We start from the raw sequence: 23,777 nt of genomic DNA, 5'->3' as shown, positions 1-23,777 counted from the left end.
CGCCAACCCCCTTCCGGGGGCAACACCAGCGGCCCGGCGAAGCCAGTTCCGCGGTATTCCGCGAATTTGCTTTCAGACCGACAGGGTTTGCAGGGCCTGCACCTGGCGCGTGAGCAGCGGTCCCTTGCGGTGCGCGGGCACCAGCAGCACAACTGTGTCTCCCAGCGCTTTGGGCCTTCCCCACGGCGCGTGCAGCTTGCCTTGCGCCAGCAGCGGCGCGACGAGATGCTCGCGGCCCATCAGCACGCCTTCGCCATCCACTGCGGCCTGGAGTGCCAGGCTGTAGAGCGAGAAGTCGGGCCCTGCGGCGAGCGCCTCGGCCTCGGCCGCCGTGGTGGCGGGCCGCACGGCCTGCAGCCAGCGCTGCCAGTCGTCGAGCCAGACGGTGTCGTGCAGTCCGCCGCTGCGCTGCAGCAGGTCGGCCAGGTCTTCGAGCGTGCGTGGGCGGCCGCTGGGCAATGGCTCTCGAAGGCGCGGGCTGCAGACCGGCAGCAGCCGGTCGCGCACCAGCGGTATCGCCTGTGCGCCCGCCGCGCTTTCGATGTGTTCGCCCGCGCGCGCATAGAACAGGCCCAGGTCGAAGGGCTCGCGGCGGAAGTTCGGCGGCTGCTCCAGCGCGGTCACCGACACCTGCACGCCCGGCAGTTCGGCCTTCAGCCGCGAGAGGCGGGGTGACAGCCACAGCTGTGCCACGGCCGGCAGCGCGGCCACCTGGAGCGTGCTGCGGCGCGCGGCGGTCTGGGTCTCGTGCCGCAGTGCCTGCACAGCGAGGCCGAGCTGGTCGACGGCCGCGCTGAGGGCGGGCAAGGCGCGACGCCCGTGCGCGCTGAGGCGGATGCCCTGGCTGTGGCGCTCGAAGAGCGCGCCGCCGGCCCACGTCTCCAGAGCCTTGATCTGCTGCGCGATGGCGGCCGGCGTGACGAACAGCTCCTCGGCCGCGCGCGCGAAGCTGCCATGGCGCGCGGCCGCCTCGAAGGCGCGCACGGCGGTGTGCGGCGGCAGGCGGGGACGCGGCGGTGCGAGCGGCATGGGACAGGTCCTTCAGGCCAAGTTTTTCTATGGCTCGGGGCCAGATTATCCGGTTTGCCCCATCGGCGGGGGCAGGCGACGATGAGGCCATCCACCACTTACAGCGAGATCCGACGCATGCCTGCCGCCGCCCTGCAACGCCGCCCCTGGGTTCCCGCCGCCAGCGAGGACCACGTGCTCTCCATCGCCTCCGATGCCGCCGCGCGCGATGCCGCAGGCGTCGCCGCCGAGATCGAAAGGCTGGTGGCCGACAGCCATCGCATCCACGACGTCGACGGCCTGAACCTCAACCCCGCCACCAACGTGATGAACCCGGCGGCCGAGGCGCTGCTGTCTCGCGGACTGGGCTCGCGTCCTTCGCTGGGCTATCCAGGCGACAAGTACGAGATGGGGCTGGAGGCCATCGAGCGCATCGAGGTGGTCGCGGCCGAGCTGGCGGCCGAGGTGTTCGGTTCGAAGTTCGCCGAGGTGCGCGTGAGCTCGGGCGCGCTGTCGAATCTCTACGTGTTCATGGCGACCTGCCAGCCCGGCGACACCATCGTCGTGCCGCCGCCCAGCATCGGCGGCCACGTCACGCACCATGCGGCCGGCGCCGCGGGCCTCTATGGCCTGAAGCCGGTCTCCGCGCCGGTGGATGCCGACGGCTACACGGTCGACGTGAACGCGCTCGCGAAGCTGGTGCGCGAGGCGAAGCCGAAGCTCATCACCATCGGCGGCAGCCTGAACCTGTTCCCGCATCCGGTGCCCGAGATCCGCGAGATCGCCGACGGCGTGGGTGCGAAGCTGCTGTTCGACGCGGCGCATCTCTCGGGCATGGTGGCCGGCAAGGCGTGGCCGCAGCCGCTCGAGCAGGGCGCGCATGCGATCACCATGAGCACCTACAAAAGCCTGGGCGGGCCGGCGGGCGGGCTGATCGTGTCGAACGACGCGGCGCTGATGGAGCGCATCGACGCCATCGCCTACCCCGGCCTCACTGCCAACTCCGACGCGGGCCGCACGGCCGCACTGGCCCGCGGGCTGCTCGACTGGAAGGTGCACGGCATCGCCTACGCGGCTGCGATGCGCGAGACCGCTCAGGCGCTGGCGAGCGAACTCGATGCGCGCGGGCTGCCCGTGTTCGCGAAGGCGCGCGGCTTCACTCAGTCGCACCAGTTCGCGCTCGAGGCCGCGCGATGGGGCGGCGGCCAGCACGCAGCGAAGAAGCTCGCGCAGGGCGGCCTGCTGGCCTGCGGCATCGGCCTGCCGATAGCGCCCGTGGAAGGCGACATCAACGGCCTGCGCCTGGGCGTTCCGGAGATCGTGCGGCTGGGTTTCACGCCCGGTGACATGCCGCAGCTCGCGGCTTGGATCGCACGCGCCCTCGACGGCGACACGGCTTCGGTGGCCGCTGAAGTGCGGGAGCGCCGCAGGCACCTCGGCGAACTGCGCTACATCGTGCGCTGACGCAGGCAGCCGCTTCGGCTCAGCGCGAGCGCCCCTGCCGGTAGGTGCCGGCGGGCAGCGCTGCAGAACTCTTCGACGCCTCGGCCGCTTCGGCCAGACGCGCCATCGAGCGTCCCACCTGCGCGTGAGTGATGGCGATGCCCAGCGCGTCCGCCGCGTCGGCGCCGGGCAGGCCCGGCAGGTCCAGCAGGCGCCGCACCATCTCCTGCACCTGCGCCTTGGCCGCCTGGCCGTGGCCGGCCACTGCCTTCTTCATCTGCAGTGCCGTGTACTCGGCCACCGAGAGGTTGTTGCTGACCAGCGCCGTGACGCACGCGCCGCGCGCCTGTCCGAGCAGCAGCGTGGACTGCGGGTTCACGTTGACGAAGATGATTTCCACCGCCGACGCATCGGGCTGGTAGCGCGAGGTGATCTCCGCGATGCCGTCGAACAGCACCTTCAGCCGGGCCGGCAGGTTGTTGCCGGTGCCGAGGTGCCGGGTGCTGATGGTGCCGCTGGCCACATAGCGCAGCGCATGGCCGTCCGCATCGACCACGCCAAAGCCGGTGGTCTGCAAGCCGGGGTCGATGCCGAGAATGCGCATGAAAGGAAACGTAAAGGCCTAAGCCTGGGAAAAGATTGTCAAAAGAGTTGCGAGGAGGGGGCTGAAAGCCGGCTGATCGTGGGCAGAATGCGCCCCGGTCCGTACCGTCCGCCCCGCCCCGCGCGGGGCGCGCCATTCAAGGAAGCGAATGTGAATGTAGTCGAGTCCTCCGCGCAGCAGCAACTGGACGAGGTGCAAGCCTTGATCGCACGCCTGCAGATGCATCCTGCCGAACGCGCGACCGCCAGCTTCCGCCGCATCGAGCTGCTGGACGAGCTGGGCCGCCGCAAGGAAGCGGTGGCCGCGAGCGTGAGGCTGCTCGACGAGTTCGCCGCGAAGCCCGAGGCCGGCGTGGTCGTGCCCTGCTGCCAGACCTTGCGCCTGCTGGCCCACATGCTGCGGCAGCTGCACCGCCCCGCCGATGCGCTCGCCACGCTCGAGCGGCTGATCGCGGCGCACGGCCAGCGCCCCGAGCCCGAGATCCGCGAGCACATCGCCCACGCGCTCTACCAGCGCACATGGTGGATCGACGATCCCGCCGCGCGCTGCGAGGCTTGCGACGCCATGAGCGAGCTGCTCGACAGCCAGCCCGATGCGGCGCTGGACACCTGGCGCGTGGAAGCCCGGCTGCTCAAGGCCGAGATCGAGCATCACCGCGGCCTGCCGCAGGACGCGCTGGCCACGCTGGAGGCCGTCATCGAGCGCTTCGACGGCAGCACCGATCCTGGCGTGGTGCTGCGCGTCGCGCGTGCGCGCCTGGCTTCGGTGCTCAACCTGCGCGAGCTGGCGCAGCATGCGCAGGCACAGGTCATGTGCCTGGCGGTGGCCGACCAGATCGAGGCCGGCCTGGCGCACGCGGCGCCCGAGCTGCGCATCGAGGGCGTGCGCGCGCTGACGCTGTTCTTCGACGGCTTCGGCATCGACGAGCATGCGAACCGCGCCGAGCTGGTCGGCTGGCTGCTCGACCGCTATGGCCACGACGCCTCGCCGCAGGTGCGGCGCATGGCTGTGCGGCGCGCCTACGACTGGTCGGTGGGCCTGCGCGAATCAGAGGACGGCGAGGCCGCGCTGGCCGCGTGCGATCGGCTGCTCGCCACCTTCGGCGCGGACACCGACGCAGTGGTGCATCGCACCGTGGCGAGCGCGCTGCTCAACAAGGGCTTCGTGCTGCTCGAGCGGCTCGGCCGCGCGGAGGAGGCGCTGCAGGTCTACCAGCAGCTCGCGAGGCAGCTGCAGGGCGCCTCCGAGCCCGAGCTGCAGGACACGCTCGCCAAGGCCACCGCCGGCCGCCAGGCCTGCCTGAAGCGGCTGCGCAAGGCCGATGCCGAAGGCAACCTGCCGGAGCTTCCGACAGAGGTGCGCGACGAGGTGCGCGACAAGGTCAGGCAGGGCCGCAGGCATGGCGATGCCGGCGAGTCGCACGAGGCCATCGCGCTGTTCGACGAGGTGCTGGCCGCGCACGCGGCCTCGCCGCATCCGGAGCTGCGCCGCCAGTGCGCGCGGGCGCTCGTCCACAAGGCCTTCTGCCTGGTTGCTCTGGAGCGCTTCGAGGAGGTGATCGCCGCCGCCGACGCCATGGACGCGCGCTACGGTGCCGACCCGTCCACCGAGATGCAGGAGACCGTCGCGCTGTGCCTGCAATACAAGAGCACCGCGCTCGACCGCCTCGGCCGGCACGACGAAGAGATGCGCGTGCACGACGAGATCGTCGCTCGCTGGGGCAACTCCGAACTGCCCGACCTGCGTGGCCGCGTGGTGGGCGCGCTGTTCCGCAAGGGCGCCACGCTGCGCCAGGCGCGCCGGCTCGAAGCCGCCGTGGCCTGCTACGACGAGGCCATCGCGCGCACCAGCGGCGCAAGGGAAGGCACGCTGCAGCTCTGGGCCGCCAAGTCGATGATCAACAAGGCCAGGGCGCTCGACAAGCTCGGCGATGCGGCGGGGCAGATCAAGGCCTATCGCACCCTCATCGCCCGCTTCGGCGATTCGGGCGATGCAGCGCTGCGCGAGCGCGTCGTCAACGCCTGCGAGTGGCTCGCGGAAGCCGAAGGCCGCCAGGGGCGCGTTGAAGCGCAGCGCGCCGCCCTCGAAGCCGCACTGGGCCGCTTCGGCACCGCGCTCTCAACCGATCAGCGCACCCGCCTCGCGCGCGAACTGCAGGCCCTGAAGGCCAGGGCCCTCGGCCGCAAGGCCAAGGAAGCCTTCGACCGCGTGGTGCGGCGCAGGGCCTGAACCTCCCCCGACCCGACCAGCCTCAGGGGGTCTTCCAGGAATACCGTGGAGCCGGCTTTGCCGGGCCACCGGTATTGCCCCCTGCAAGGGGGTTGGCGAAGCGACACGAAGTGCGCGCAGCCTGGGGGTTTGCCAGTCCCCCGTGGAGCCGGCTTTGCCGGGCCACCGGTATTGCCCCCTGCGAGGGGGTTGGCGAAGCGACACGAAGTGCGCGCAGCCTGGGGGTTTGCCCAGTTCATGCGTTGAAGTACCAGCGGATGGAATGAAAGAAGATCGGCGCCGCGAAGCACAGCGCATCGACCCGATCCAGCAGCCCGTTCGCCCCTGTCACGCCGGCATCCTTGCGGCCCCAGTTCGGAATCCCCCGGTCGCGCTTGAGCGCCTTCATCACCAGGTGCCCCATCGAGCCCGAGATGCATGCGATGACCGACACCGCCAGCGCCTGGCCGAACCTGAAAGGGGTGATGAACGAGAACAGCGCGCCCACCAGGCTCGCCACCGCGATGCCGATGGCCCAGCTGGTCCAGTTGAAGCTGCGGCTCACGTTGGGCGCGAAGGGTTCGCGCTGCATGCGCCGCGAGATCAGGTGCTGCACCAGCACCGAGGTCTGCACCACGAACACCAGGAAGAACACGAGGAACGCGCTCTTGCCCTCGTAGCCCGGAAAGCTCAGCAGCAGCAGCGCCGGCACGTGGCTCATGCCGTAGACGCAGACCATGATGCCCCACTGCAGCTTGGCGTTGCGCTCCAGGAACTGGCTCGGGTCGTTGGCCAGCGCGCTGGCCACCGGGATCGCAAGGAACACGTACACCGGGATGAACACGGTGAAGAGGTCGAAGCGCGCGGTGGCCACCAGCCAGAACTGGATCGGCAGCACCACGAAGAAGGCCAGGATCAGGCTGCGGTGGTCGCCGCGCCGCGTGGGCGAGAGCGTGATGAACTCGCGCAGCGCGAAGAAGGAGATGAGCGCGAAAAGCACCGTGGCCACCGTCTCGCCGAGCGCCCAGCCGATCCAGAAGACCAGCGCCATGAACCAGCTCGTGCCGAGCAGCTTGCGGAAGTGCGCCAGCTCGGCCTGCCAGGCCGCGTCGTGCACGGGGTTGCGCTTCTCCCTGAAGCTCAGGAAGAACGCGGTGGCGCTCACGATCGCGAGCACGCCGAAGACGATGAGAAAGAGCGCCGCGACCTGCTGGGTCGGGCTGAGGCTGCGCAGGAACTGGTTCATGTCGTCGTCAGACGTCGCGCAGGGCGATCACGGCGGCGCGCGCCCGGTCGAGAAAAGGGCGACGCTCCTCGCCCGGCTCCACGCGGATCGGCGCGCCGAAGGTGACGGAGCAAAGAATGGGTACCGGCACGATCTCGCCCTTGGGCATGACGCGCTGCACGTTGTCGATCCATGCGGGCACCAGCACCACCTCGGGGAACATGCTGGCCAGCGTGTAGAGGCCCGACTTGAACTTCTGCGGCTCGCCGGTGTGGCCGCGCGTGCCTTCGGGAAAGATGATGATCGAGTCGCCGCTGCGCAGGGCTTCGACCAGCGGAGCGAGTGGATCGGAGGCGGTTGCTGCCGTTGCAGGAGCAGGTGCGGGTTCGGGTGTTGGGGGAGGCAGCGGCGGAGGCGGCGGCGGAGGCGGCGGCGGTGCGGGGGGCTCGGGCAGGTCGAGCTGGCCCTGCGCACCGGGTGCCGTTTCGGCGGGAGCGGCTGGCGGCTCGAGGGGCAGCAGCGGCTCCATCGAGGGCTCGATGCGCTCGGCTGGCGGTTGTGCGACGGATGGCGTGGCAGGCGCCGGTTGCGGGGGCTCGGCAACGACGGATGCTGTCGCTGCCGGAGGCACGGCGGGCGCCGCGGCGGGTGCCGTCGCGGCCTGCCGCTCCACGTACACCGCATTGAACACCTCGGTGGTGATCCAGCGCTTGACCGGCGTGTTGGCCCAGTAGTCGCGTGCCGCGATGGGCCGCGTGATGCTGCGCAGTTCCTCCGGCAGCGCCGCCCAGATCATCACCAGGTCGGCGTGGCTCTGGTGGTTCGCGAAGTAGATGCGCTGCTCGGCCTTGGGCGGACAGCCGTACCAGCGCGCCTGTGCGCCCGTGAGCAGTCGGACGATTCCCAACAGCAGCCAACCCGTGAGCTTTGCCAGCATATGGGCGCGATGATACGGGTCATGCGATGGCGTTTCGATCCTCTTTCACTGGCGTGGGCGGTGGCCCTGTTTCTCGTCCTGCTGCTGCTGGCCACCGTCGGCGCGCGCTGGGGCTGGCTGCGCAGCTTCTTCGGCGACGTGCTGGCAGTGGTGTGGGTGTACTTCGTGTTCAAGACCGCGATCGGCGCGCGCGTGCTGCCGCTGGCGCTGGCCGCGCTGGGCGTGGGCCTCGCGGTCGAGCTCGGGCAGTACCTCGCTGCGGCGTGGCACCTGCACATTCCGAACCGCGCACTGCGCATCGTGCTCGGCAGCACGGCCGACTGGTGGGACGTGCTGGCCTACGCCATCGGCTTCGCCGCCGTGCTGGCCATCGAGGGCCTGCGCAGCGGAGCCGTCAGGGCAGCTCGGCCGCGGGCATCCGCGCCATGACGGTGGCGGCGCGCCCGCTCAGGTAGGGTGAGCCGGGGCGCCGCTCGAAGAACTTGGGGCTGGGCAGCATCACCGCGAGCCGTGCGGCCTCGTTGGCGCTCAGGCGCGAGGCCGGCTTGCGGAAGTAGTACTGCGATGCCGCCTCGGCGCCGAACACGCCTTCGCCCCACTCCACGCTGTTGAGGTAGATCTCGAGGATGCGCCGCTTGTCGAGCAGCACTTCGAGCAGCGTGGCGAGCACCAGCTCCTGCCCCTTGCGCAGCATGGTGCGCTCGCCCGACAGCAGCAGGTTCTTCGCGAGCTGCTGCGTGATGGTGGAGCCGCCGCGCAGCTGCACGGGCCGCACCGGCTTGCCGCGTGCGGCGGCACGCGCGGCACGCCTGGCGGCGAGTTCCTCGGCCTTGGCGTTGCGCTGGCGGGCCCGCTCGATGGCCTCCCATTCCACGCCGTTATGGTCGACGAAGCCCGAGTCCTCGCTCGCGATCACCGCGCGCTTGAGCGTGTCGTTGATCTGCGCGTAGGGCACCCACTCCTGGCGCCAGCCCCCGCCGCGGCCTTGATGAACGGCGATCTGGAAAGCCTCGGAACGCTGGAAGGCGGTGCTCTGCGGATCGATCACCGCCATCGCCGCGATGCGCACCAGGAAGAACAACTGCAGTGCAACGCCGGCCACCGCGAGGCAGGCGATGAGGCGCAGTACGGCCTTCATTTGCTGATCAGCTCGGCCCGGATCTCGTCCAGCACCTGCGCCGACGGCGGCCGCACGCCGCGCCAGATCTCGAAGGACTCCGCCGCCTGCTCGACCAGCATGCCGAGCCCGTCGCGCGCCACCGCGCCGTGCGCCTCGGCCCAGGCCATGAAGCCGGCGGCGGCGGGGCCGTACATCATGTCGACCGCGAGCCCGCCTTCGCGCAGCACGCTGGCCTTCACCGGCACCGCGTCGCCCGCGAGGCTTGAAGCGGTGGCGTTGACCACCACGTCGAAGGCCCCCGGTATCTCGTCGAGCGCCCAGGCCTCCAGCGAGGCGCCGTGCCGCAGCGCGATGGCCGCATGGCGGCGCACCAGCTCCGCGGCCTTCTCGACGGTGCGGTTCGCCACCACGACGCGCGTGGCGCCCGCATCGAGCAGCGGCCCCAGCACGCCGGCCGCGGCCCCGCCCGCGCCGATCAGCAGCAGCGCCTTGCCCTGAAGCGGCACGCCCGCATTGCGCACGATGTCGTTGACCAGGCCGATGCCGTCGGTGTTGTCCGCATGGACGCTGCCGTCGGCCTCGAAGCGCAGCGTGTTCACCGCCTGCGCGAGCAGGGCGCGCTCGCTGGCGTGCTGCGCGAGCGCCGCGGCCTCGAGCTTGAACGGCACGGTGATGTTGCAGCCGCGCGCGATGTCGCCGCGCTCGGCGGCCTCGCTGCGGAAGGCCGCGATGCCTTCGGCGAATGCGCCGAGCGGAACGAGCCGCCGGCCGTATTCCATCTGCTGGCCGCACAGCTGCGCGAAGCGCGCGTGGATGCGAGGCGAGCGGCTGTGCTCGACGGGGTTGCCCATGACGCAGTACAGGTCCATGGTGTCTGTCTTCCTTGATTGCGCCTGCTGTCTTGCGCGGCTGTTCCGGTGTTCTGTCGCTGCGCCGTTCTTACTGCTGCGAGGAGAGTTCGACCGACCCGTCGTGCGCGAAGCGGAAGTGCGGGCGGATCACGATCTGGTCCGCGTGCTCCTTGCGCATCGCATCGGTGAAGCTGCCGAAACTGCCCACGCTCGCGACGATCGCTTGCGCGCGCTTGTCCAGCACGGGCTGGCCGGAGCTCTCGTCGATCACCGTCGAGAGCAGGCGGCCGTCGAAGTTGACGGTGATGGTCATCGTGAGTTCGCCGTAGAGCTTCTTGCCGGCGAGCGTCGGGAAGTTGGCCGTGCCCTGCGCCTCCACGCGGCGGCGCAGCGAGTCGACGTAGGTGGCGAAGGCGGCCTCGCGCGTGAAGGGGCTGAGGTAGCGCTTCTTGGGGCGCGCGTTCTCTTCGTTCACGCGGCGCTCGATCTCGGCCAGCAGGTTGATCATCTGGCGGCGCTTTTCCTCCTGCGCCTTGGCCTCTGCCGGATCGCCGGCGTTGCGCGGATCGGGCGCGGGCATCGCGGCCAGGTCGCGCTTGAGCTGGGTGAGCATCTGCATCTGCTCGGCCTGCATCGCGTCGACCTTGCGCTGCGCGTCCTCGAACGAGTCGCCCACGGTGGTGAAGCTCGACGGCGGAAGCGGGCTGGTGGCGCGGCCCTTGTCGAGGTCGCCGCCGCCCGCGAGCGAGGTCTGCGCGCGCAGCCGGGCGGCGGGGTCAGGCCTGTCGTTGGTCTTGGTGTTGACCAGGATGACCTCCAGCGGCGTGTCGCTGAAGACCTTGTTGAAGGATTCGGGATCGACGAAACGCACCGTGAGCAGCGCGGCGTGCACAACGACCGACACGCCCAGTGCGATCTGCAGCGTGCTGAGGTCCTTGAAGTTCATTCTCTAGACTCCTCCAGGGGCCGCACTTCTCCGGACGATCCGCCGGGGTTCATGCTGGCGTTTTTTCTTCGGGGGCGGCCTCGCTGTCGTTCAGGTCGACGGCGATGGCGATCGGGCCCGCAACCACTTCTTCTTCCCCGTCGTCGCCTTCCTCCTCGGCGGCAGCCTCGCCGGACTTCGGTGCGTCGAGGCGTTCCAGCACGGTACCGCTCACGTCGAGGGCGATCTCGTCGATCTCGCCGAGCTTCACGCGCAGGCGCGCGCCGCGCTCCTGCTGCCCGGCCACGGGGAACACCAGCGGCAGCGTGTCGGCACGCACCAGCGCGCCGTTGGGCATGTCCTTGATCACGGTGGCCTCCAACTCGGTGATGCCCTGCTGCTGCAGGTACTTCAGCGTCCAGAAACGCTCCATGCCGCCCTGGTAGGCGTTGTAGGCGGTGTAGGCCGCGTCGAAGCCCGAGAGGATGGAGAACAGGTCGGCGTCCTTCGGCTTGAACGGCGCGGCCAGCGCAGCCGTCTTGCCGTGGCGCGCGGCCGCGATGATCTGCCACTGGTTCACCAGGTCGGTGTAGCGGCGCAGCGGCGAGGTGCTCCAGGCGTAGCTCTTCACACCCAGGCCCGCGTGCGGCAGCGCGCGCGTGCCCATGCGCACCTTGATGCCGGGCGCGAGGCTGGCCTGGCTGCGGTAGAGCGCGGGCACGCCGAGCTCGCCGAGCCAGCCGCCCCAGCTGCTGTTGGCCAGGATCATCGCCTCGGACACGATCAGGTCGAGCGGCGCGCCGCGCTGGCGGGTGCTGATCTGAACCTGCTCGCTGCCGGTGGGCTCGGCGCCGTCGTTGCCGACGAGGCGGAAGTTGTAGTCGGGCCGGTTGAAGCTCTCGGGCTTGCCGCGCACCACCTCGCGCTGCGCCTTCAGCTGCTTCGCGAGGCGGAACAGGAACGACAGGGGCGCGCGCATGCGGGCCGCGGCCTCGGGCGTGCCGTCGGCGTCGAAGGTGGCGTCTTCGAGCCACTGCTGCGTCACGACGGTGTCGAGCTGGTCGTGGCGCAGGTTCGCCACGATGGGCACCCGCTCCAGCTTCGTCTCGGTCCCCTGCAGCTCCAGCGTGGCCTCGTCGAAGCGCGCATAGAGCGACACGGCCGGGCGGTCGCCGCCTTCGAGCAGCGTGTAGGTGTCGACCACCTCGTCGGGCAGCATCGTGATCTTGTAGCCCGGCATGTAGACCGTGGACATGCGCGCACGCGCCACGTTGTCGATCGGGCTGCCCGGCGTCAGCGCCAGCGCCGGCGCGGCGATGTGGATGCCGACCGTCACGGCGCCGGTGCCCAGGCCCTGCACCGAGAGCGCGTCGTCGATCTCGGTGGTCTGCGAATCGTCGATGGAGAAGGCCTGCACGCCCTCGGCCCGCGGCAGGTCGTCGGCGATGGCCGGCGCCGCGAGGGCCGGGAAGCCGGTGCCCTTGGGGAAGTTCTCGAACAGGAAGCGCCGCCAGTGGAACTGGTAGGGCGAATCGATGGCGCCGGCACGCTCCAGCAGGTCGAGCGGCGGGCGCTGCGTGGCGCGCGCGGCCTCGACCACGGCCTTGTATTCGGGGGCGTTCTTGTCGGGACGGAAAAGAATCTTGTAGAGCTGCTCGCGCACGGGGGCCGGGCACACGCCCTCGGCCAGCTGCGCCGCCCACTCGGCGATCTGCGCCTGGATGGCCTTCTTCTTCTCGATGGCGGCCAGCGCCTGCTGGACGATCTCGGCCGGCGCCTTCTTGAAGCGACCCTTGCCGGCGCGGCGGAAGTAGTGCGGCGCCTCGAAGAGGGCGAACAGGGCGGCCGCCTGCTGGGCCAGCGAGGGCTTCTCGCTGAAATACTCGGCGGCCAGCTCGGCGAAGCCGAATTCGCCCTCGGGCGCGAATTCCCAGGCGAGGTCGAGATCCATGCCGGCGGCGAGGTCGCGAGCCTCGGCGATCAGGTCGGCGGGCGAGGGCTTCTCGAAACGCAGGACGATGTTGGCGCCCTTGACCTTGACGCGCTTGCCGGTGTCGAGCTCGACCTGCGCCGATGCTTCGGCCTCCGACAGCACGCGGCCGCCGAGGTACTTGCCGGCTTCTTCAAACAATACAAACATCCCTCGATTGTCCCACGCTGAACCCGGCGCCCCCATTCCGGGGATGCCGCGGAACCGGCCTTGCCGGGCCGCAGGCATCGCCCCCCGAGAGGGGGGGCTGGCGTAGCGACACGAAGTGCGCGGAGCCTGGGGGGAGACCAAGGCCTCGCGGAACCGGCTTTGCCGGGCCGCAGGCATCGCCCCCCGGAGAGGGGGGCTGGCGCAGCGACACGAAGTGCGCGAAGCCTGGGGGAATGCTCAGACCGGGTTGATGAAGGCCATCACGTCGTCGAGGTGGGCCTTCTCGAAGTCCGACAGGGCGTGGTCGCCGCCCTCGAGCAGCTTGATGTTGCTGTCGGGGTAGCGCGCGGACATCTCGTGCCAGTCGAGCGCCTCGTCGCCCTTGGCGATGATGGCGAACACGCGCTCGGGCCGCGTCAGCGGGCCGACTTCCATGGCGCGCAGCTCGTGGATGTACTCCGGGCGGAAGTAGAAATGCTCCGCCGGATCGTGCCAGGCGGTCTGGTCGCCGATGTAGCGCATCAGGTCGCGGGCGGGGTGCACGGCCGGATTGAGCAGCACCGCACGGCAGCGCGTCATGCCAGCGACGTAGGTGGCGTAGTAGCCGCCCAGCGACGAGCCGATCACCGCCATCGACTTGCGCGGCCAGTGGGCGATGCCCTTCATCACCATGTCGATGGCGTCGTGCGGCGACGGCGGCAGCTGCGGACACCACCATTGCAGGTTCGGATGTCGCCGCGCGACGCGGTCCGCAACGATCCGGGCCTTGGTCGAACGAGGCGAAGAGCGGAAGCCGTGCAGATAGAGCAGGTGGGTTGTTTGCGGATCCATGCGAGGTAAGGGAGGGCAGTGCGGCGGTGGAGCCTCGCTTGTCGGGAACGGGTAATTCTGCATGAGGTCTGTTCTCGCGAGGCCGCTTCCGGCACACAAAAACCGGCTGGTCGGGTTCTTCGGCAGGCCGCAGCCTGCCGTGCCCCCGGGGCGCACCGGCGTTCCGCAATTCCCTGCGCCTGGGACTTGCTGCGCATCTGCAATTCGAAAGTACTCAGGTCGAGTTCGCTTTGCTGCAAATCGCCTACGTTCCGCTTACTTGCCCGTCCGGTACACCGGCCGCAGGCCCGGAAAAAAGCGGCCCGAGTGTCGAACAAAGCCTGTTCTCGCAGATATCCCATGAACGGGGGAGGTACGCGCGGATACCCCGTGCCCGCCGAGGCTTATGCTTGGAGGAATGAACATTGAGGCTCAGGACGACACGTCGCTACGCCGCTGGGGCGTGCTCGTGGTCGAGGACGACAGTCGCGCGCGCGCCTTTTTCGAGGCGAGCGTGCAGCGCAGCCCGCGGCTTTTCTGGCTCGGCAGCGCGGGTACCGTGCAGGAAGCGCTGGGCTGGCTCTCGCGCACGACCACCATTCCCGATGTGTTGCTGGTCGACCTCGGCATGCCCGACGGCACCGGCCTCGACGTGATCCGCGAGGCCGTCGCGCGCTTTCCGGGCTGCGAGCCGCTGGTGGTGTCGGTCTTCGGCGACGAGGAAAACGTTCTCGCCAGCATCGAGGCCGGCGCCGTGGGCTACATCCACAAGGACGCCGCGCCCGAGGACATCGCGCAGACCATCGTCGAGATGAAGGCCGGCGCCTCGCCGATCTCGCCCATGATCGCGCGGCGCGTGCTTGCCAAGTACCGCAGCCTGCAGACGGCCGCACCCGCCAGCGCAGCGCCGGGCGCCGCGCCCGAGGCCGCGGCCGAGGAGGCCGACCGCGGCCTGCTCTCGGTGCGCGAGCACGAGGTTCTGACGCTGATCGCGCGCGGTTTCTCCTATGCCGAGATCGCCCGTCTCAAGGGCCTGAGCGTTCACACGGTCCAGACCCACATCAAGAATCTCTACGGAAAGCTCGCGGTGCATTCCAAGAGCGAGGCGGTCTTCGAGGCAACGCGTCTCGGCCTGCTGTCTCATCCGGGCTGAGCGCAGATGCGGCCGAACCGGGTGTCGCTGGTGATGTCGTGGCTGGCGATGCTCCTGATGGGCATCGCAGGCGTTTGTGGCCTGTTCGGCGTTTCCGGTGCGTTCGCCGCCGAGGTGCCGATCGAACTGCGCCAGGGCACGGTGACGACCACGATCGATGGCGTCACGCGCACCGAGCCCGTCGAGCTGTCCTACCACTGGGACCGGCAGCACAACGGCCGCCCCGGCACCGCCAGCTTCGACCTGCCATTCACGCTCGAGGCCGAGCCCGAGGTGCCGTGGGGCATCTTCATCCCGCGCGTGGGCAACGTCTTCGAGGTGCAGCTCAACGACACGCTGCTGCAGACCTACGGCGACATGAAGCGCAGCAACGACGCCGACTATGCCAAGGCGCCGATCTACGTCCCCGTGCCCGGCAAGCTACTGCGCAAGGGCGACAACCTTCTGCAGATCCGCCTGCACGCCGACACCGCCCGCCTCGCGGGGCTGTCGCAGGTGGTGATCGGGCCGGCCGCGACGGTGCGCAGCGAGCTCTTCGAGGGCGCCAACGCGTGGCGCTTCATCGGCTCGGTGCTGCTGATGGCCTTCAGCCTGATCGTGGGCGGCATCGCGCTGGCGCTGTGGCTCACGCAGCTCGACGTCGACGTCGACGCGGGCGGCGTGCCGCGGCGCGTGGGCATCTATCTCTGGGCCGCGCTGGCCGAGTTCTCCTGGGCCGTGCGGATGGCCGACGGGCTGGTCGCCGAGCCGCCGCTGTCCTGGGGGCCGTGGGGCGTGCTGATGGCCGCCTCCTATGCCGGCTGGGCGGCCGCCTCCATGATGTTCGTCTACCACCTCGCCGGCTGGGCGAACGAGCAGCGCCACCGCTGGGTGCGCTGGCCGGTGGCCGGCGTGGTGGTGGGAACGGTGCTGTTCAGCACGCTGTCTCTGCAGCGGGACGAGCCTGCGTGGTTGACCGCCTGGCTCGCGGTGGAGCTGGTGCTCGTCGCCGCTTTCGTCGGCGCCTTCGCCTTGGCCACGCTGCGCCACCCGAACGACGACCGCCTGCTGATGGCCGGCGCTGCGCTGCTCACGCTGGCCTTCGCCGCGCGCGACTGGCTGGTGGTCCGCCTGAGCGACGCCTATGGGGAGACCACTTGGGTGAGCTATTCGTCGGTGTTCTTCGGCGCGGTGCTGCTCCTGATCGTGCTGCGGCGCTTCCGCGCGGCGGCCCTGCAGGCGCGGGGCTCGGTTGCCGCCCTGGCCGAGCGGGTGGCGCAGCGCGAGCGCGAACTGGCGGCCACCTATGCCGAGCTGGAGGCCGCGGCGCAGGTCCAGGCGCGCACCCACGAGCGCGAGCGCATCCTGCGCGAGATGCACGACGGCGTGGGCTCGCACATCAGCTCGGCCATCCGCCAGCTGCAGTCGGGCCAGAGCAGCTCGGGCGACCTGCTGCGCACCCTGCGCGATTCGCTCGACCAGCTCAAGCTGCAGATCGATTCCATCCACCTGCCGCCGGGCGACGTGGGCGCGCTGCTCGCGGCGGCGCGCTACCGGCTGGAGCCCAGGCTGGCGTCCTCGGGCATCGAGTTCGAATGGGCGGTGGACGAGGTGGAGCCGGTGGCCGGGCTGGACGCGCACGGCATGCGGCAGCTGCAGTTCCTGCTGTTCGAATCGATCTCCAACGTGCTGCGGCACGCCGAGGCCACCGTGCTGCGCTTCGAGGCCGGCATGAAGGGCAAGACGGTGCAATTGCGGGTGATCGACAACGGCAAGGGTTTCGACGCCGCCAAGCACATGCCGCGCTCGCTGGCGGAGCGCTCCGGTGCCATCGGCGCGCGCCTGACGGTCGAAAGCCGACCGGGGCGCACGGTCGTTCAGCTCGAATTCGATTGAGGGGCCGGGCGGGGCTGGGATAATCCGCCCTCATGTCCGCCGTGTTCAATCAGCCCTCCCTGGCGCGTCGAATTGCGCCCATCTTCCAGGGCTTCGACGGCTTCCTGGCCTTTGCCGTGCTGCTGCTCGCCTTCGCCGGGCTGCTCACGATGTATTCATCGGGCTACGACCACGGAACCCGCTTCGTCGACCACGGCCGCAACATGCTGCTGGCCGGCTTCATCATGTTCGTGGTGGCGCAGGTGCCGCCGCAGCGGCTGATGCTGGCGGCGGTGCCGCTCTACACCATGGGCGTGGCGCTGCTGGTGGCGGTGGCGCTCTTCGGCATCACAAAGAAGGGCGCCCAGCGCTGGATCAACGTGGGCGTGGTGATCCAGCCCAGCGAGATCCTGAAGATCGCCATGCCGCTGATGCTGGCCTGGTGGTTCCAGCGGCGCGAGGGCCAGCTGCGGCCGCTCGACTTCGTGGTGGCGACGGTGCTGCTGGCGGTGCCGGTGGGGCTCATCATGAAGCAGCCCGACCTGGGCACTTCGCTGCTGGTGCTGGCGGCGGGGCTGTCGGTGATCTTCTTCGCCGGGCTGCCCTGGAAGCTGATCGTGCCGCCCGTGGTGATCGGCGCAGTGGCCATCACGCTGATCGTGAGCTTCGAGTCGCGGCTGTGCGCCGACGGCGTCGACTGGCGCGTGCTGCACGACTACCAGAAGCAGCGCGTGTGCACGCTGCTCGACCCCACCAAGGACCCGCTGGGCAAGGGCTTCCACATCATCCAGGGAATGATCGCCATCGGCTCGGGCGGCGTGGGCGGCAAGGGCTTCATGCAGGGCACGCAGACGCACCTCGAATTCATCCCCGAGCGCACCACCGACTTCATCTTCGCTGCCTATTCCGAGGAATTCGGGCTCATGGGCAACCTGGCGCTGATCTCGGCCTTCATCCTGCTGATCTTCCGGGGGCTGGTGATCGCGGCCAACGCGGGCACGCTGTTCTCGCGCCTGCTGGCGGGCGCCATGACGATGATCTTCTTCACCTACGCGTTCGTGAACATGGGCATGGTCAGCGGCATCCTGCCGGTGGTGGGCGTGCCGCTGCCCTTCATCAGCTACGGCGGCACGGCCATGGTGACGCTGGGGCTGGGTCTGGGGATCCTGATGTCGATCGCCAGGGCGAGGAAGCTGGCCCAGAACTGAGCCAGGCCGGGAACACCCAGGAACCGGCCTTGCCGGGCCCCTGGCGTTGGCCCCGGCAGGGGCGTGGCGAAGCGACACGAAGTGCGCGCAGCCTGGGGGCGGGCCATAGAATCCCGAAATGATCTCCCGCGAACCCACCATCGAGCGCCTCGCCACGGCGCAACAGCTCCTTCTCGCGCCGTTCGGCCTCGACGAATCGCACCTGGGCAAGGCCCTGGCCGAGATCACCGCGCACCGGGTGGACGACGCCGACCTGTACTTCCAGTACACCCGCAGCGAAGGCTGGAGCCTCGAGGAGGGCATCGTCAAGACCGGCAGCTTCAGCATCGACCAGGGCGTCGGCGTGCGCGCGGTCAGCGGCGAGAAGACCGCCTTCGCCTATTCCGACGACATTTCCGAGGCCTCGCTGCTCGACGCGGCGCGCACCGTGCGCTCCATCTCTTCCGCAGGCCGCGCCGGCAAGGTGAAGACGGCGCCCCGCAAGATCGCCTCCAGCCGCTCGCTCTACGAGGGCATCGACCCCATCGCCACGCTCGACAGCACCGCCAAGGTGAAGCTGCTCGAGAAGGTCGAGAAGCTCGCGCGCTCGCGCGATCCGCGCGTGGCGCAGGTGATGGCGGGGCTGGCCAGCGAATACGACGTGGTGCTCGTGGCCCGCGCCGACGGCACGCTGGCCGCCGACGTGCGGCCGCTGGTGCGCCTGTCGGTCACGGTGATCGCCGAGCAGAACGGCCGCCGCGAGATCGGCTCCGGCGGCGGCGGCGGGCGCTTCGGCCTGGCGTACTTCTCCGACGAGCAGATCGCCGAGTATGTCGACCATGCCGTGAAGGCGGCGCTGACCAACCTCGAGGCGCGCCCGGCCCCGGCCGGCGAAATGACCGTGGTGCTCGGCTCCGGCTGGCCCGGCATCCTGCTGCACGAAGCCATCGGCCACGGGCTGGAGGGCGACTTCAACCGCAAGGGCTCGAGCGCGTTCTCAGGCCGTATCGGCCAGCGCGTGGCGGCCAAGGGCGTGACGGTGCTCGACGACGGCACCATTGCCGACCGCCGCGGCTCGCTCAACGTCGACGACGAGGGCAACGCCAGCCAGCGCAACGTGCTGATCGAGGACGGCATCCTCAAGGGCTACATCCAGGACGCGCTCAACGCGCGCCTCATGAAGGTCAAGCCTACCGGCAACGGCCGCCGCGAGAGCTACGCCCACGTGCCGATGCCGCGCATGACCAACACCTACATGCTCGGCGGCGACAAGGAACCCGACGAGATCGTCGCCAGCATCAAGAAGGGCCTGTACGCCACCAACTTCGGCGGCGGCCAGGTCGACATCACCAGCGGCAAGTTCGTGTTCTCTGCCAGCGAGGCCTACTGGGTCGAGAACGGCAAGATCCAGTACCCGGTGAAGGGCGCGACCATCGTGGGCAACGGCCCCGACGCACTCACCCGCGTGACCATGATCGGCAACGACATGGCGCTCGACTCGGGCGTGGGCACCTGCGGCAAGGAAGGCCAGAGCGTGCCCGTGGGCGTGGGCCAGCCCACCCTGCGCATCGACGGCCTGACTGTAGGTGGAACGGCTTAGGACTTTCGGCACTTGTCGGCTGTTTCCTCCGGTTGCTAAGCTGCGCTCCTTTTGCCGACAACGAATCAAGGAGCATCTCGATGGGGAACAGGATCAACTCGCCCGCCGTTCTGTGGGCCGTGACCGCCGTGGTGGCGCTGGCCACTGCCGGTTGCGCATCCCGCGGCGGATCGTCGGGTAGCCAGCCCGCGGCGGCGCCCGCACCTGCCGCAGCTGCTCCGGCACCCGCGGCGCGCGGCGGCGCCAAGCCGGGCATGGACGCCCAGGGCAACGTGGTCGACTCGTCCAAGGTCGAGGCCGGCAGCGGCCGCACCGTGAAGGGCCTGAACGGCTACGAAGGCGAGATCACCGGCAACCCGGCCCGCAACAGCAAGTTCGCGCGGCTGCAGATCGGCATGAGCGCCAAACAGGTCACCGACCTCGCCGGACCGCCGACGGACCAGGGCGCATATGTAACCGGCAAGGCCTTCATTCCCTTCTATTTCGGCAGCGACCGCCATCGCTTCGAGATGACCTACAAGGGCCAGGGACGCCTGATCTTCGCGGGCGGCGGCATGGGAGATTTCTCTTCCGGCAACCTGATCTGGATCATCCACAACCCCAACGAATCGGGCTACCGGTAAACAACAGCAGGCCCGGTCGCTTGACCGGGTTTTGCTTTTCCGTGCTACATTGCCAACCCATGTCCGCTGTCCGCGCCTACTTTTTTGCCTACTTTTGGTTCCCGGTTTCCGGCGGACGAGAGGCGAGCGCGTAAAAAGCACACACGAATACCCTCCCAGAACCGCCGGTGGCCCCAAGCCCCGGCGGTTTTTTCTTGGCCTATCGATTCCCACTCCAGCACAAAAGGAAGAAGCACCATGAGCACGAACATCCCCACCGCCAGCGAGAGCTGGTATGCGCGCGTCGAAAAAACCAGCAAGACCGACGACGAACGCATCAAGGACATCAACGTGCTCCCGCCTCCCGAACACCTCATCCGCTTCTTCCCCATCCGCGGCACCGCGGTCGAGACGCTGATCGAGGACACCCGCCAGCGCATCCACAACATCATGGCCGGCAAGGACGACCGGCTGCTGGTGATCATGGGCCCGTGCTCGATCCACGACCCGGCCGCAGCGCTCGAATACGCCCGCCGCCTCAAGGCCGAGCGCGAGAAGTACGCCGGCACGCTGGAGATCGTGATGCGCGTGTATTTCGAGAAGCCGCGCACCACGGTCGGCTGGAAGGGCCTCATCAACGACCCGTATCTGGACGAGAGCTTCCGCATCGACGAGGGTCTTCGCATCGCGCGCCAGCTGCTGATCGACATCAACCGCATGGGCCTGCCGGCGGGCAGCGAGTTCCTCGACGTGATCTCGCCGCAGTACATTGGCGACCTGATCTCCTGGGGCGCCATCGGCGCGCGCACCACCGAAAGCCAGGTGCACCGCGAACTGGCCTCGGGCCTGTCGGCGCCCATCGGCTTCAAGAACGGCACGGACGGCAACATCCGCATCGCCACCGACGCCATCCAGGCGGCTGCGCGCGGCCATCACTTCCTCTCGGTGCACAAGAACGGCCAGGTCGCGATCGTGCAGACCAACGGCAACCGCGACTGCCACGTGATCCTGCGCGGCGGCAAGGCGCCCAACTACGACGCAGCCAGCGTCGAGGCCGCCTGCAAGGACCTGGAGGCCGCCAAGCTGCCGCCTACGCTGATGGTCGACTGCAGCCACGCCAACAGCTCCAAGCAGCACCAGAAGCAGATCGACGTGGCGAAGGACATCGCCGCGCAGATCGCGGACGGCTCCAAGCGCGTCTTCGGCGTGATGGTCGAGAGCCACCTGCAGTCGGGCGCCCAGAAGTTCACGCCCGGCAAGGACCAGCTCGCGGGCCTCGAATACGGCAAGAGCATCACCGACGCCTGCCTGGGCTGGGAAGACTCGGTGCAGGTGCTGGACACGCTCTCGCAAGCGGTCAAGCGCCGCCGGGGCTGAGCAGGCGCTAGAGCAATCCGGCCAGGTCGGGCCAGTGGTGCCGCATCGACGCAGCCTCGTCGCTGTCGGGCGGCACCAGGGAAAAATCGGCGAAATCGAAGCCCGGACCGACCATGCAGGCGACCAGCGTGTAGTCGCCCGAACTGTGGCTCTGGATCGGCTGCGCCGCCTGCCACTGGCCGGCGGGCACCACGTGCTGCGGGCGAGTGCCGTGGATGTCGACCGGGCCCAGTCGCGTGTGGGCCGGCGCGGTCCGCATCGCGGCGTCGCAGGTCCACAGCGCGAGCGGCACACCTTCAAGGTGCACCCAGACTTCGTCGGACAGCACCCGGTGCCAGCGCGAATGCTGGCCCGCCTCGAGCAGGTAGTAGATGCTGGTCAGCGCGCTGCGCGGCGGACGCCCGTCGGCCGGGGTGACGCTCGACGCGGAGCGGAACACCTCGCCGTACCAGCCGCCTTCGGGGTGCGGCTGCAGCTTCAGCGTCTCGATCAGTTCGCGGGCACGGGCGGCGGACATGGCGGTCATGATGCCGCCGTCGCGCGCAGGGCGGCAAGCAGTTTGTCGTGCACGCCGCCGAAGCCGCCGTTGCTCATGCAGACGATGTGATCGCCCGGCCGGACCGCGGCGACGACCTGCTTCACCAGCGGCTCGATGGCCCCGGCGACCTGCGCGCGCTCACCCATCGGCGCGAGCGCGGCGGCCACGTCCCAGTCGAGTCCGGCCGTGTGGCAGAACGACAGGTCGGCCGATTCCAGGCTCCACGGCAGCTGCGCCGCCATGACGCCCAGCTTCATCGTGTTGCTGCGCGGCTCGAAGGCGGCGAGGATGCGCTCACTTTGCCGGCCAGCGTCGTCCAGCTTCTTGCGCAGGCCGTCGAGCGTGGTGCGGATCGCGGTGGGGTGGTGGGCGAAGTCGTCGTAGACCGTGATCGCGCCGCCGTCGCGTTCGACCGTGCCGCGCAGTTCCATGCGCCGGCGCACATTGCGGAAACTGCCGAGCGCCCGCGCCGCATCGGCCGGCGCCACGCCCACATGTTCGGCCGCGGCGATGGCTGCCAGCGCATTCATCTGGTTGTGCAGGCCGGAGAGTTCCCATTCGACTCGGCCGACCGTCTCGCCGCGCAGCAGCACGTCGAAGGCGTCGTGCGTGCCGCGGGCCTGCCATTTGCCGCCGGAGCCGAAGCGCGCAAGTTCGCTCCAGCAGCCCCGGGCCAGCACGCGCTGCAGGCTTTCCTCGGTGGCGTTCACCACCAGCCGGCCCGTGCCGGGCACTGTGCGCACGAGGTGGTGAAACTGGCGTTCGATGGCGGCGAGGTCGTCGAAGATGTCCGCGTGATCGAACTCCAGGTTGTTCAGCACAGCGGTGCGCGGCCGGTAGTGCACGAACTTGCTGCGCTTGTCGAAGAAGGCCGTGTCGTACTCGTCGGCCTCGATCACGAAGGCGGGGCCGTCGCCCAGCCGGGCCGAGACGCCGAAGTCCAGCGGCACACCGCCGACCAGGAAGCCGGGGGCCTTGCCGCCTTTTTCAAGGATCCAGGCGAGCATCGAGGTGGTCGTCGTCTTGCCATGGGTGCCGGCCACCGCCAGCACATGGCGGCCCAGCAGAACATGCTCGGCCAGCCACTGCGGGCCGCTGGTGTAGGGCTTGCCGGCGTCGAGGATGGCCTCCATCAGCGGAAACTTGGGGCTCCCGTCAGCCAGCCGCGCGCGGGACACCACGTTGCCGACCACGAACATGTCGGGGGCGAGAGAGAGCTGGTCGGCGCCGAAGCCTTCGATCAGGTCGATGCCGAGGGCGCGCAACTGGTCGCTCATCGGGGGATACACGCCGGCGTCGCAGCCCGTAACCCGATGGCCGGCTTCGCGCGCGAGGGCGGCCACTCCGCCCATGAAAGTGCCGCAGATACCCAGGATATGAATGTGCATCGGTCGATTCTAGGTAAGCGGTGCAGGCGGCCCCCGGCCGGGCTGCGCGTTTGTCCCGCACGCCGTACTGATGTTCATGTGAGGGGCGCCCACTGCGGGCAAAATGCCCCGATGGACACGTCCAAGCGCGAAATCGCCGCCGCAGCAGCCCGCCTCGTCGTGGAGGAGGGGCTCGAGTACGGCCCGGCCAAGCGCCGGGCATTGCGCGACCTGGGCCTCTCGACGCGCACTGCGCTGCCGAACAACGACGAGGTCGAGGCCGAGGTCCGCGAGTACATCGAACTCTTCTGCGCCGACACCCAGCCGCAGGAATTGCATGCATTGCGCATGCTCGCGCTCGAATGGATGGAGCGGATGGCCGTCTTCCGGCCCCATGTGGGCGGTGCGGTGTGGCACGGAACGGCGACGCGGCTGTCGGATATTTACATCCAGTTGTTCTGCGATGATTCCAAATCGGCGGAGATAGCGCTGATCGATCATCACGTGGACTACGAGCCGCGCATGGTGACCGGCTTCCACGGCGAGCAGGTCGAGGCCCTGAGCGTGCATGCACCCAGCCGCCTGCTCGGAGAGGAGATCGGCGTGCACCTGCTGGTGTATGACCTCGACGACCTGCGCGGCGCCCTCAAGCCCGATGCCCAGGGGCGTGTGCCGCGCGGCGATCTGCCTGCATTGCGTCGACTGATTGAACGAGAAAAGGACAAGTGAATGACTTCTTCGCCCACCCGACGCGGCATGCTCTATGCCGGCGTGGGGGGGGGGGGGGGGGGGGGGGGGGGGGGGGGGGGGGGGGGGGGGGGGGGGGGG

General features: G+C 69.4%; 21 protein-coding genes. 10 read left to right on the top strand and 11 right to left on the bottom strand.

Annotated features, from left to right (window positions below; all coding sequences use genetic code 11):
* Nucleotides 1-72: 72 nt before the first annotated feature.
* Nucleotides 73-1,029, bottom strand: coding sequence for a LysR family transcriptional regulator (locus ACTJLF_RS21970; RefSeq protein WP_126182534.1), 957 nt, complete (start codon nucleotides 1,027-1,029; stop codon nucleotides 73-75).
* 117 nt (nucleotides 1,030-1,146) lie between these two features.
* Between ACTJLF_RS21970 and glyA the strand changes: the two genes are divergently transcribed.
* Nucleotides 1,147-2,472: a serine hydroxymethyltransferase gene (gene glyA / locus ACTJLF_RS21965; protein WP_126182535.1), complete on the top strand. Its 1,326-nt coding sequence runs from the start codon at nucleotides 1,147-1,149 to the stop codon at nucleotides 2,470-2,472.
* Between the two features lie 19 nt (nucleotides 2,473-2,491).
* On the opposite strand, the gene ruvC is transcribed toward glyA, so the two are convergent.
* Complete coding sequence (gene ruvC / locus ACTJLF_RS21960; protein WP_019656769.1) at nucleotides 2,492-3,055, bottom strand: crossover junction endodeoxyribonuclease RuvC; 564 nt, start codon at nucleotides 3,053-3,055, stop codon at nucleotides 2,492-2,494.
* 150 nt (nucleotides 3,056-3,205) lie between these two features.
* Between ruvC and ACTJLF_RS21955 the strand changes: the two genes are divergently transcribed.
* Nucleotides 3,206-5,284, top strand: coding sequence for a tetratricopeptide repeat protein (locus tag ACTJLF_RS21955; protein WP_126182536.1), 2,079 nt, complete (start codon nucleotides 3,206-3,208; stop codon nucleotides 5,282-5,284).
* 235 nt (nucleotides 5,285-5,519) lie between these two features.
* Here the strand turns inward: ACTJLF_RS21955 and ACTJLF_RS21950 are convergent, their stop codons facing one another.
* On the bottom strand, nucleotides 5,520-6,509 hold the full coding sequence (locus ACTJLF_RS21950; RefSeq protein ID WP_019656771.1) for a phosphatidate cytidylyltransferase: 990 nt from the start codon (nucleotides 6,507-6,509) through the stop codon (nucleotides 5,520-5,522).
* A 7-nt stretch (nucleotides 6,510-6,516) separates the two neighbouring features.
* Nucleotides 6,517-7,425, bottom strand: a complete 909-nt coding sequence (locus tag ACTJLF_RS21945) for a 1-acyl-sn-glycerol-3-phosphate acyltransferase (RefSeq protein WP_206169113.1) — start codon at nucleotides 7,423-7,425, stop codon at nucleotides 6,517-6,519.
* Here ACTJLF_RS21945 and ACTJLF_RS21940 point away from each other — a divergent pair, their 5' ends adjacent.
* Nucleotides 7,426-7,854 (top strand): DUF2809 domain-containing protein, encoded by a 429-nt coding sequence (locus ACTJLF_RS21940; RefSeq protein ID WP_440870515.1) that lies wholly within the window; start codon nucleotides 7,426-7,428, stop codon nucleotides 7,852-7,854. It abuts the gene before it with no gap.
* On the opposite strand, the gene ACTJLF_RS21935 is transcribed toward ACTJLF_RS21940, so the two are convergent.
* From ACTJLF_RS21935 to ACTJLF_RS21915, 5 genes are all read right to left on the bottom strand, one after another.
* Nucleotides 7,820-8,563, bottom strand: a complete 744-nt coding sequence (locus ACTJLF_RS21935) for a transglycosylase domain-containing protein (protein ID WP_019656774.1) — start codon at nucleotides 8,561-8,563, stop codon at nucleotides 7,820-7,822. The two genes, ACTJLF_RS21940 and ACTJLF_RS21935, sit on opposite strands and share 35 nt — an antisense overlap.
* Complete coding sequence (gene aroE, locus ACTJLF_RS21930) at nucleotides 8,560-9,414, bottom strand: shikimate dehydrogenase (protein ID WP_126182538.1); 855 nt, start codon at nucleotides 9,412-9,414, stop codon at nucleotides 8,560-8,562. Before aroE ends, ACTJLF_RS21935 begins: the two co-directional genes overlap by 4 nt.
* A 70-nt stretch (nucleotides 9,415-9,484) precedes the next feature.
* Nucleotides 9,485-10,342, bottom strand: coding sequence for an energy transducer TonB (locus ACTJLF_RS21925; protein ID WP_126182539.1), 858 nt, complete (start codon nucleotides 10,340-10,342; stop codon nucleotides 9,485-9,487).
* Nucleotides 10,343-10,391: 49 nt separating this feature from the next.
* A complete protein-coding gene (locus ACTJLF_RS21920; protein WP_126182540.1) occupies nucleotides 10,392-12,461 on the bottom strand; it encodes a ribonuclease catalytic domain-containing protein in 2,070 nt (689 codons plus the stop codon).
* A 237-nt stretch (nucleotides 12,462-12,698) separates the two neighbouring features.
* A complete protein-coding gene (locus tag ACTJLF_RS21915; RefSeq protein WP_019656778.1) occupies nucleotides 12,699-13,292 on the bottom strand; it encodes a YqiA/YcfP family alpha/beta fold hydrolase in 594 nt (197 codons plus the stop codon).
* Nucleotides 13,293-13,677: 385 nt separating this feature from the next.
* Here ACTJLF_RS21915 and ACTJLF_RS21910 point away from each other — a divergent pair, with 385 nt between their 5' ends.
* The 6 genes from ACTJLF_RS21910 (at nucleotide 13,678) to ACTJLF_RS21885 (ending at nucleotide 21,044) form a co-directional block, all read left to right on the top strand.
* Nucleotides 13,678-14,424, top strand: a complete 747-nt coding sequence (locus ACTJLF_RS21910; RefSeq protein WP_126182541.1) for a response regulator transcription factor — start codon at nucleotides 13,678-13,680, stop codon at nucleotides 14,422-14,424.
* Between the two features lie 6 nt (nucleotides 14,425-14,430).
* Complete coding sequence (locus ACTJLF_RS21905; protein ID WP_440883906.1) at nucleotides 14,431-16,299, top strand: sensor histidine kinase; 1,869 nt, start codon at nucleotides 14,431-14,433, stop codon at nucleotides 16,297-16,299.
* A gap of 32 nt (nucleotides 16,300-16,331) precedes the next feature.
* On the top strand, nucleotides 16,332-17,486 hold the full coding sequence (gene rodA / locus ACTJLF_RS21900; RefSeq protein WP_019656781.1) for a rod shape-determining protein RodA: 1,155 nt from the start codon (nucleotides 16,332-16,334) through the stop codon (nucleotides 17,484-17,486).
* Nucleotides 17,487-17,604: 118 nt separating this feature from the next.
* A complete protein-coding gene (gene tldD, locus ACTJLF_RS21895) occupies nucleotides 17,605-19,065 on the top strand; it encodes a metalloprotease TldD (RefSeq protein WP_019656782.1) in 1,461 nt (486 codons plus the stop codon).
* An 80-nt stretch (nucleotides 19,066-19,145) separates the two neighbouring features.
* Complete coding sequence (locus ACTJLF_RS21890) at nucleotides 19,146-19,688, top strand: hypothetical protein (RefSeq protein WP_019656783.1); 543 nt, start codon at nucleotides 19,146-19,148, stop codon at nucleotides 19,686-19,688.
* A gap of 237 nt (nucleotides 19,689-19,925) precedes the next feature.
* The gene (locus ACTJLF_RS21885) at nucleotides 19,926-21,044 is read left to right on the top strand and encodes a 3-deoxy-7-phosphoheptulonate synthase (protein ID WP_019656784.1); all 1,119 of its coding nucleotides are present in this window, start codon (nucleotides 19,926-19,928) and stop codon (nucleotides 21,042-21,044) included.
* Nucleotides 21,045-21,051: 7 nt separating this feature from the next.
* Here ACTJLF_RS21885 and ACTJLF_RS21880 read toward each other — a convergent pair whose 3' ends face one another.
* Together ACTJLF_RS21880 and mpl are read right to left on the bottom strand one after the other, a co-directional pair.
* The gene (locus ACTJLF_RS21880; protein WP_126182875.1) at nucleotides 21,052-21,561 is read right to left on the bottom strand and encodes a cupin domain-containing protein; all 510 of its coding nucleotides are present in this window, start codon (nucleotides 21,559-21,561) and stop codon (nucleotides 21,052-21,054) included.
* Nucleotides 21,562-21,566: 5 nt separating this feature from the next.
* On the bottom strand, nucleotides 21,567-22,970 hold the full coding sequence (gene mpl, locus ACTJLF_RS21875) for a UDP-N-acetylmuramate:L-alanyl-gamma-D-glutamyl-meso-diaminopimelate ligase (protein WP_126182543.1): 1,404 nt from the start codon (nucleotides 22,968-22,970) through the stop codon (nucleotides 21,567-21,569).
* A 111-nt stretch (nucleotides 22,971-23,081) separates the two neighbouring features.
* Here mpl and ACTJLF_RS21870 point away from each other — a divergent pair, with 111 nt between their 5' ends.
* Nucleotides 23,082-23,678 carry a hypothetical protein gene (locus ACTJLF_RS21870; RefSeq protein ID WP_019656787.1) on the top strand — a complete coding sequence of 199 codons (597 nt, stop codon included), beginning with the start codon at nucleotides 23,082-23,084 and terminating at the stop codon, nucleotides 23,676-23,678.
* Nucleotides 23,679-23,777 lie beyond the last annotated feature (99 nt).

Origin of the sequence: Variovorax sp. 22077, assembly GCF_052044195.1 — a bacterium.
Classification (GTDB): domain Bacteria; phylum Pseudomonadota; class Gammaproteobacteria; order Burkholderiales; family Burkholderiaceae_C; genus Variovorax; species Variovorax atrisoli.
Note: the sequence above shows the minus strand (reverse complement) of the source record. Positions and strands in the feature narration are given on the sequence as shown.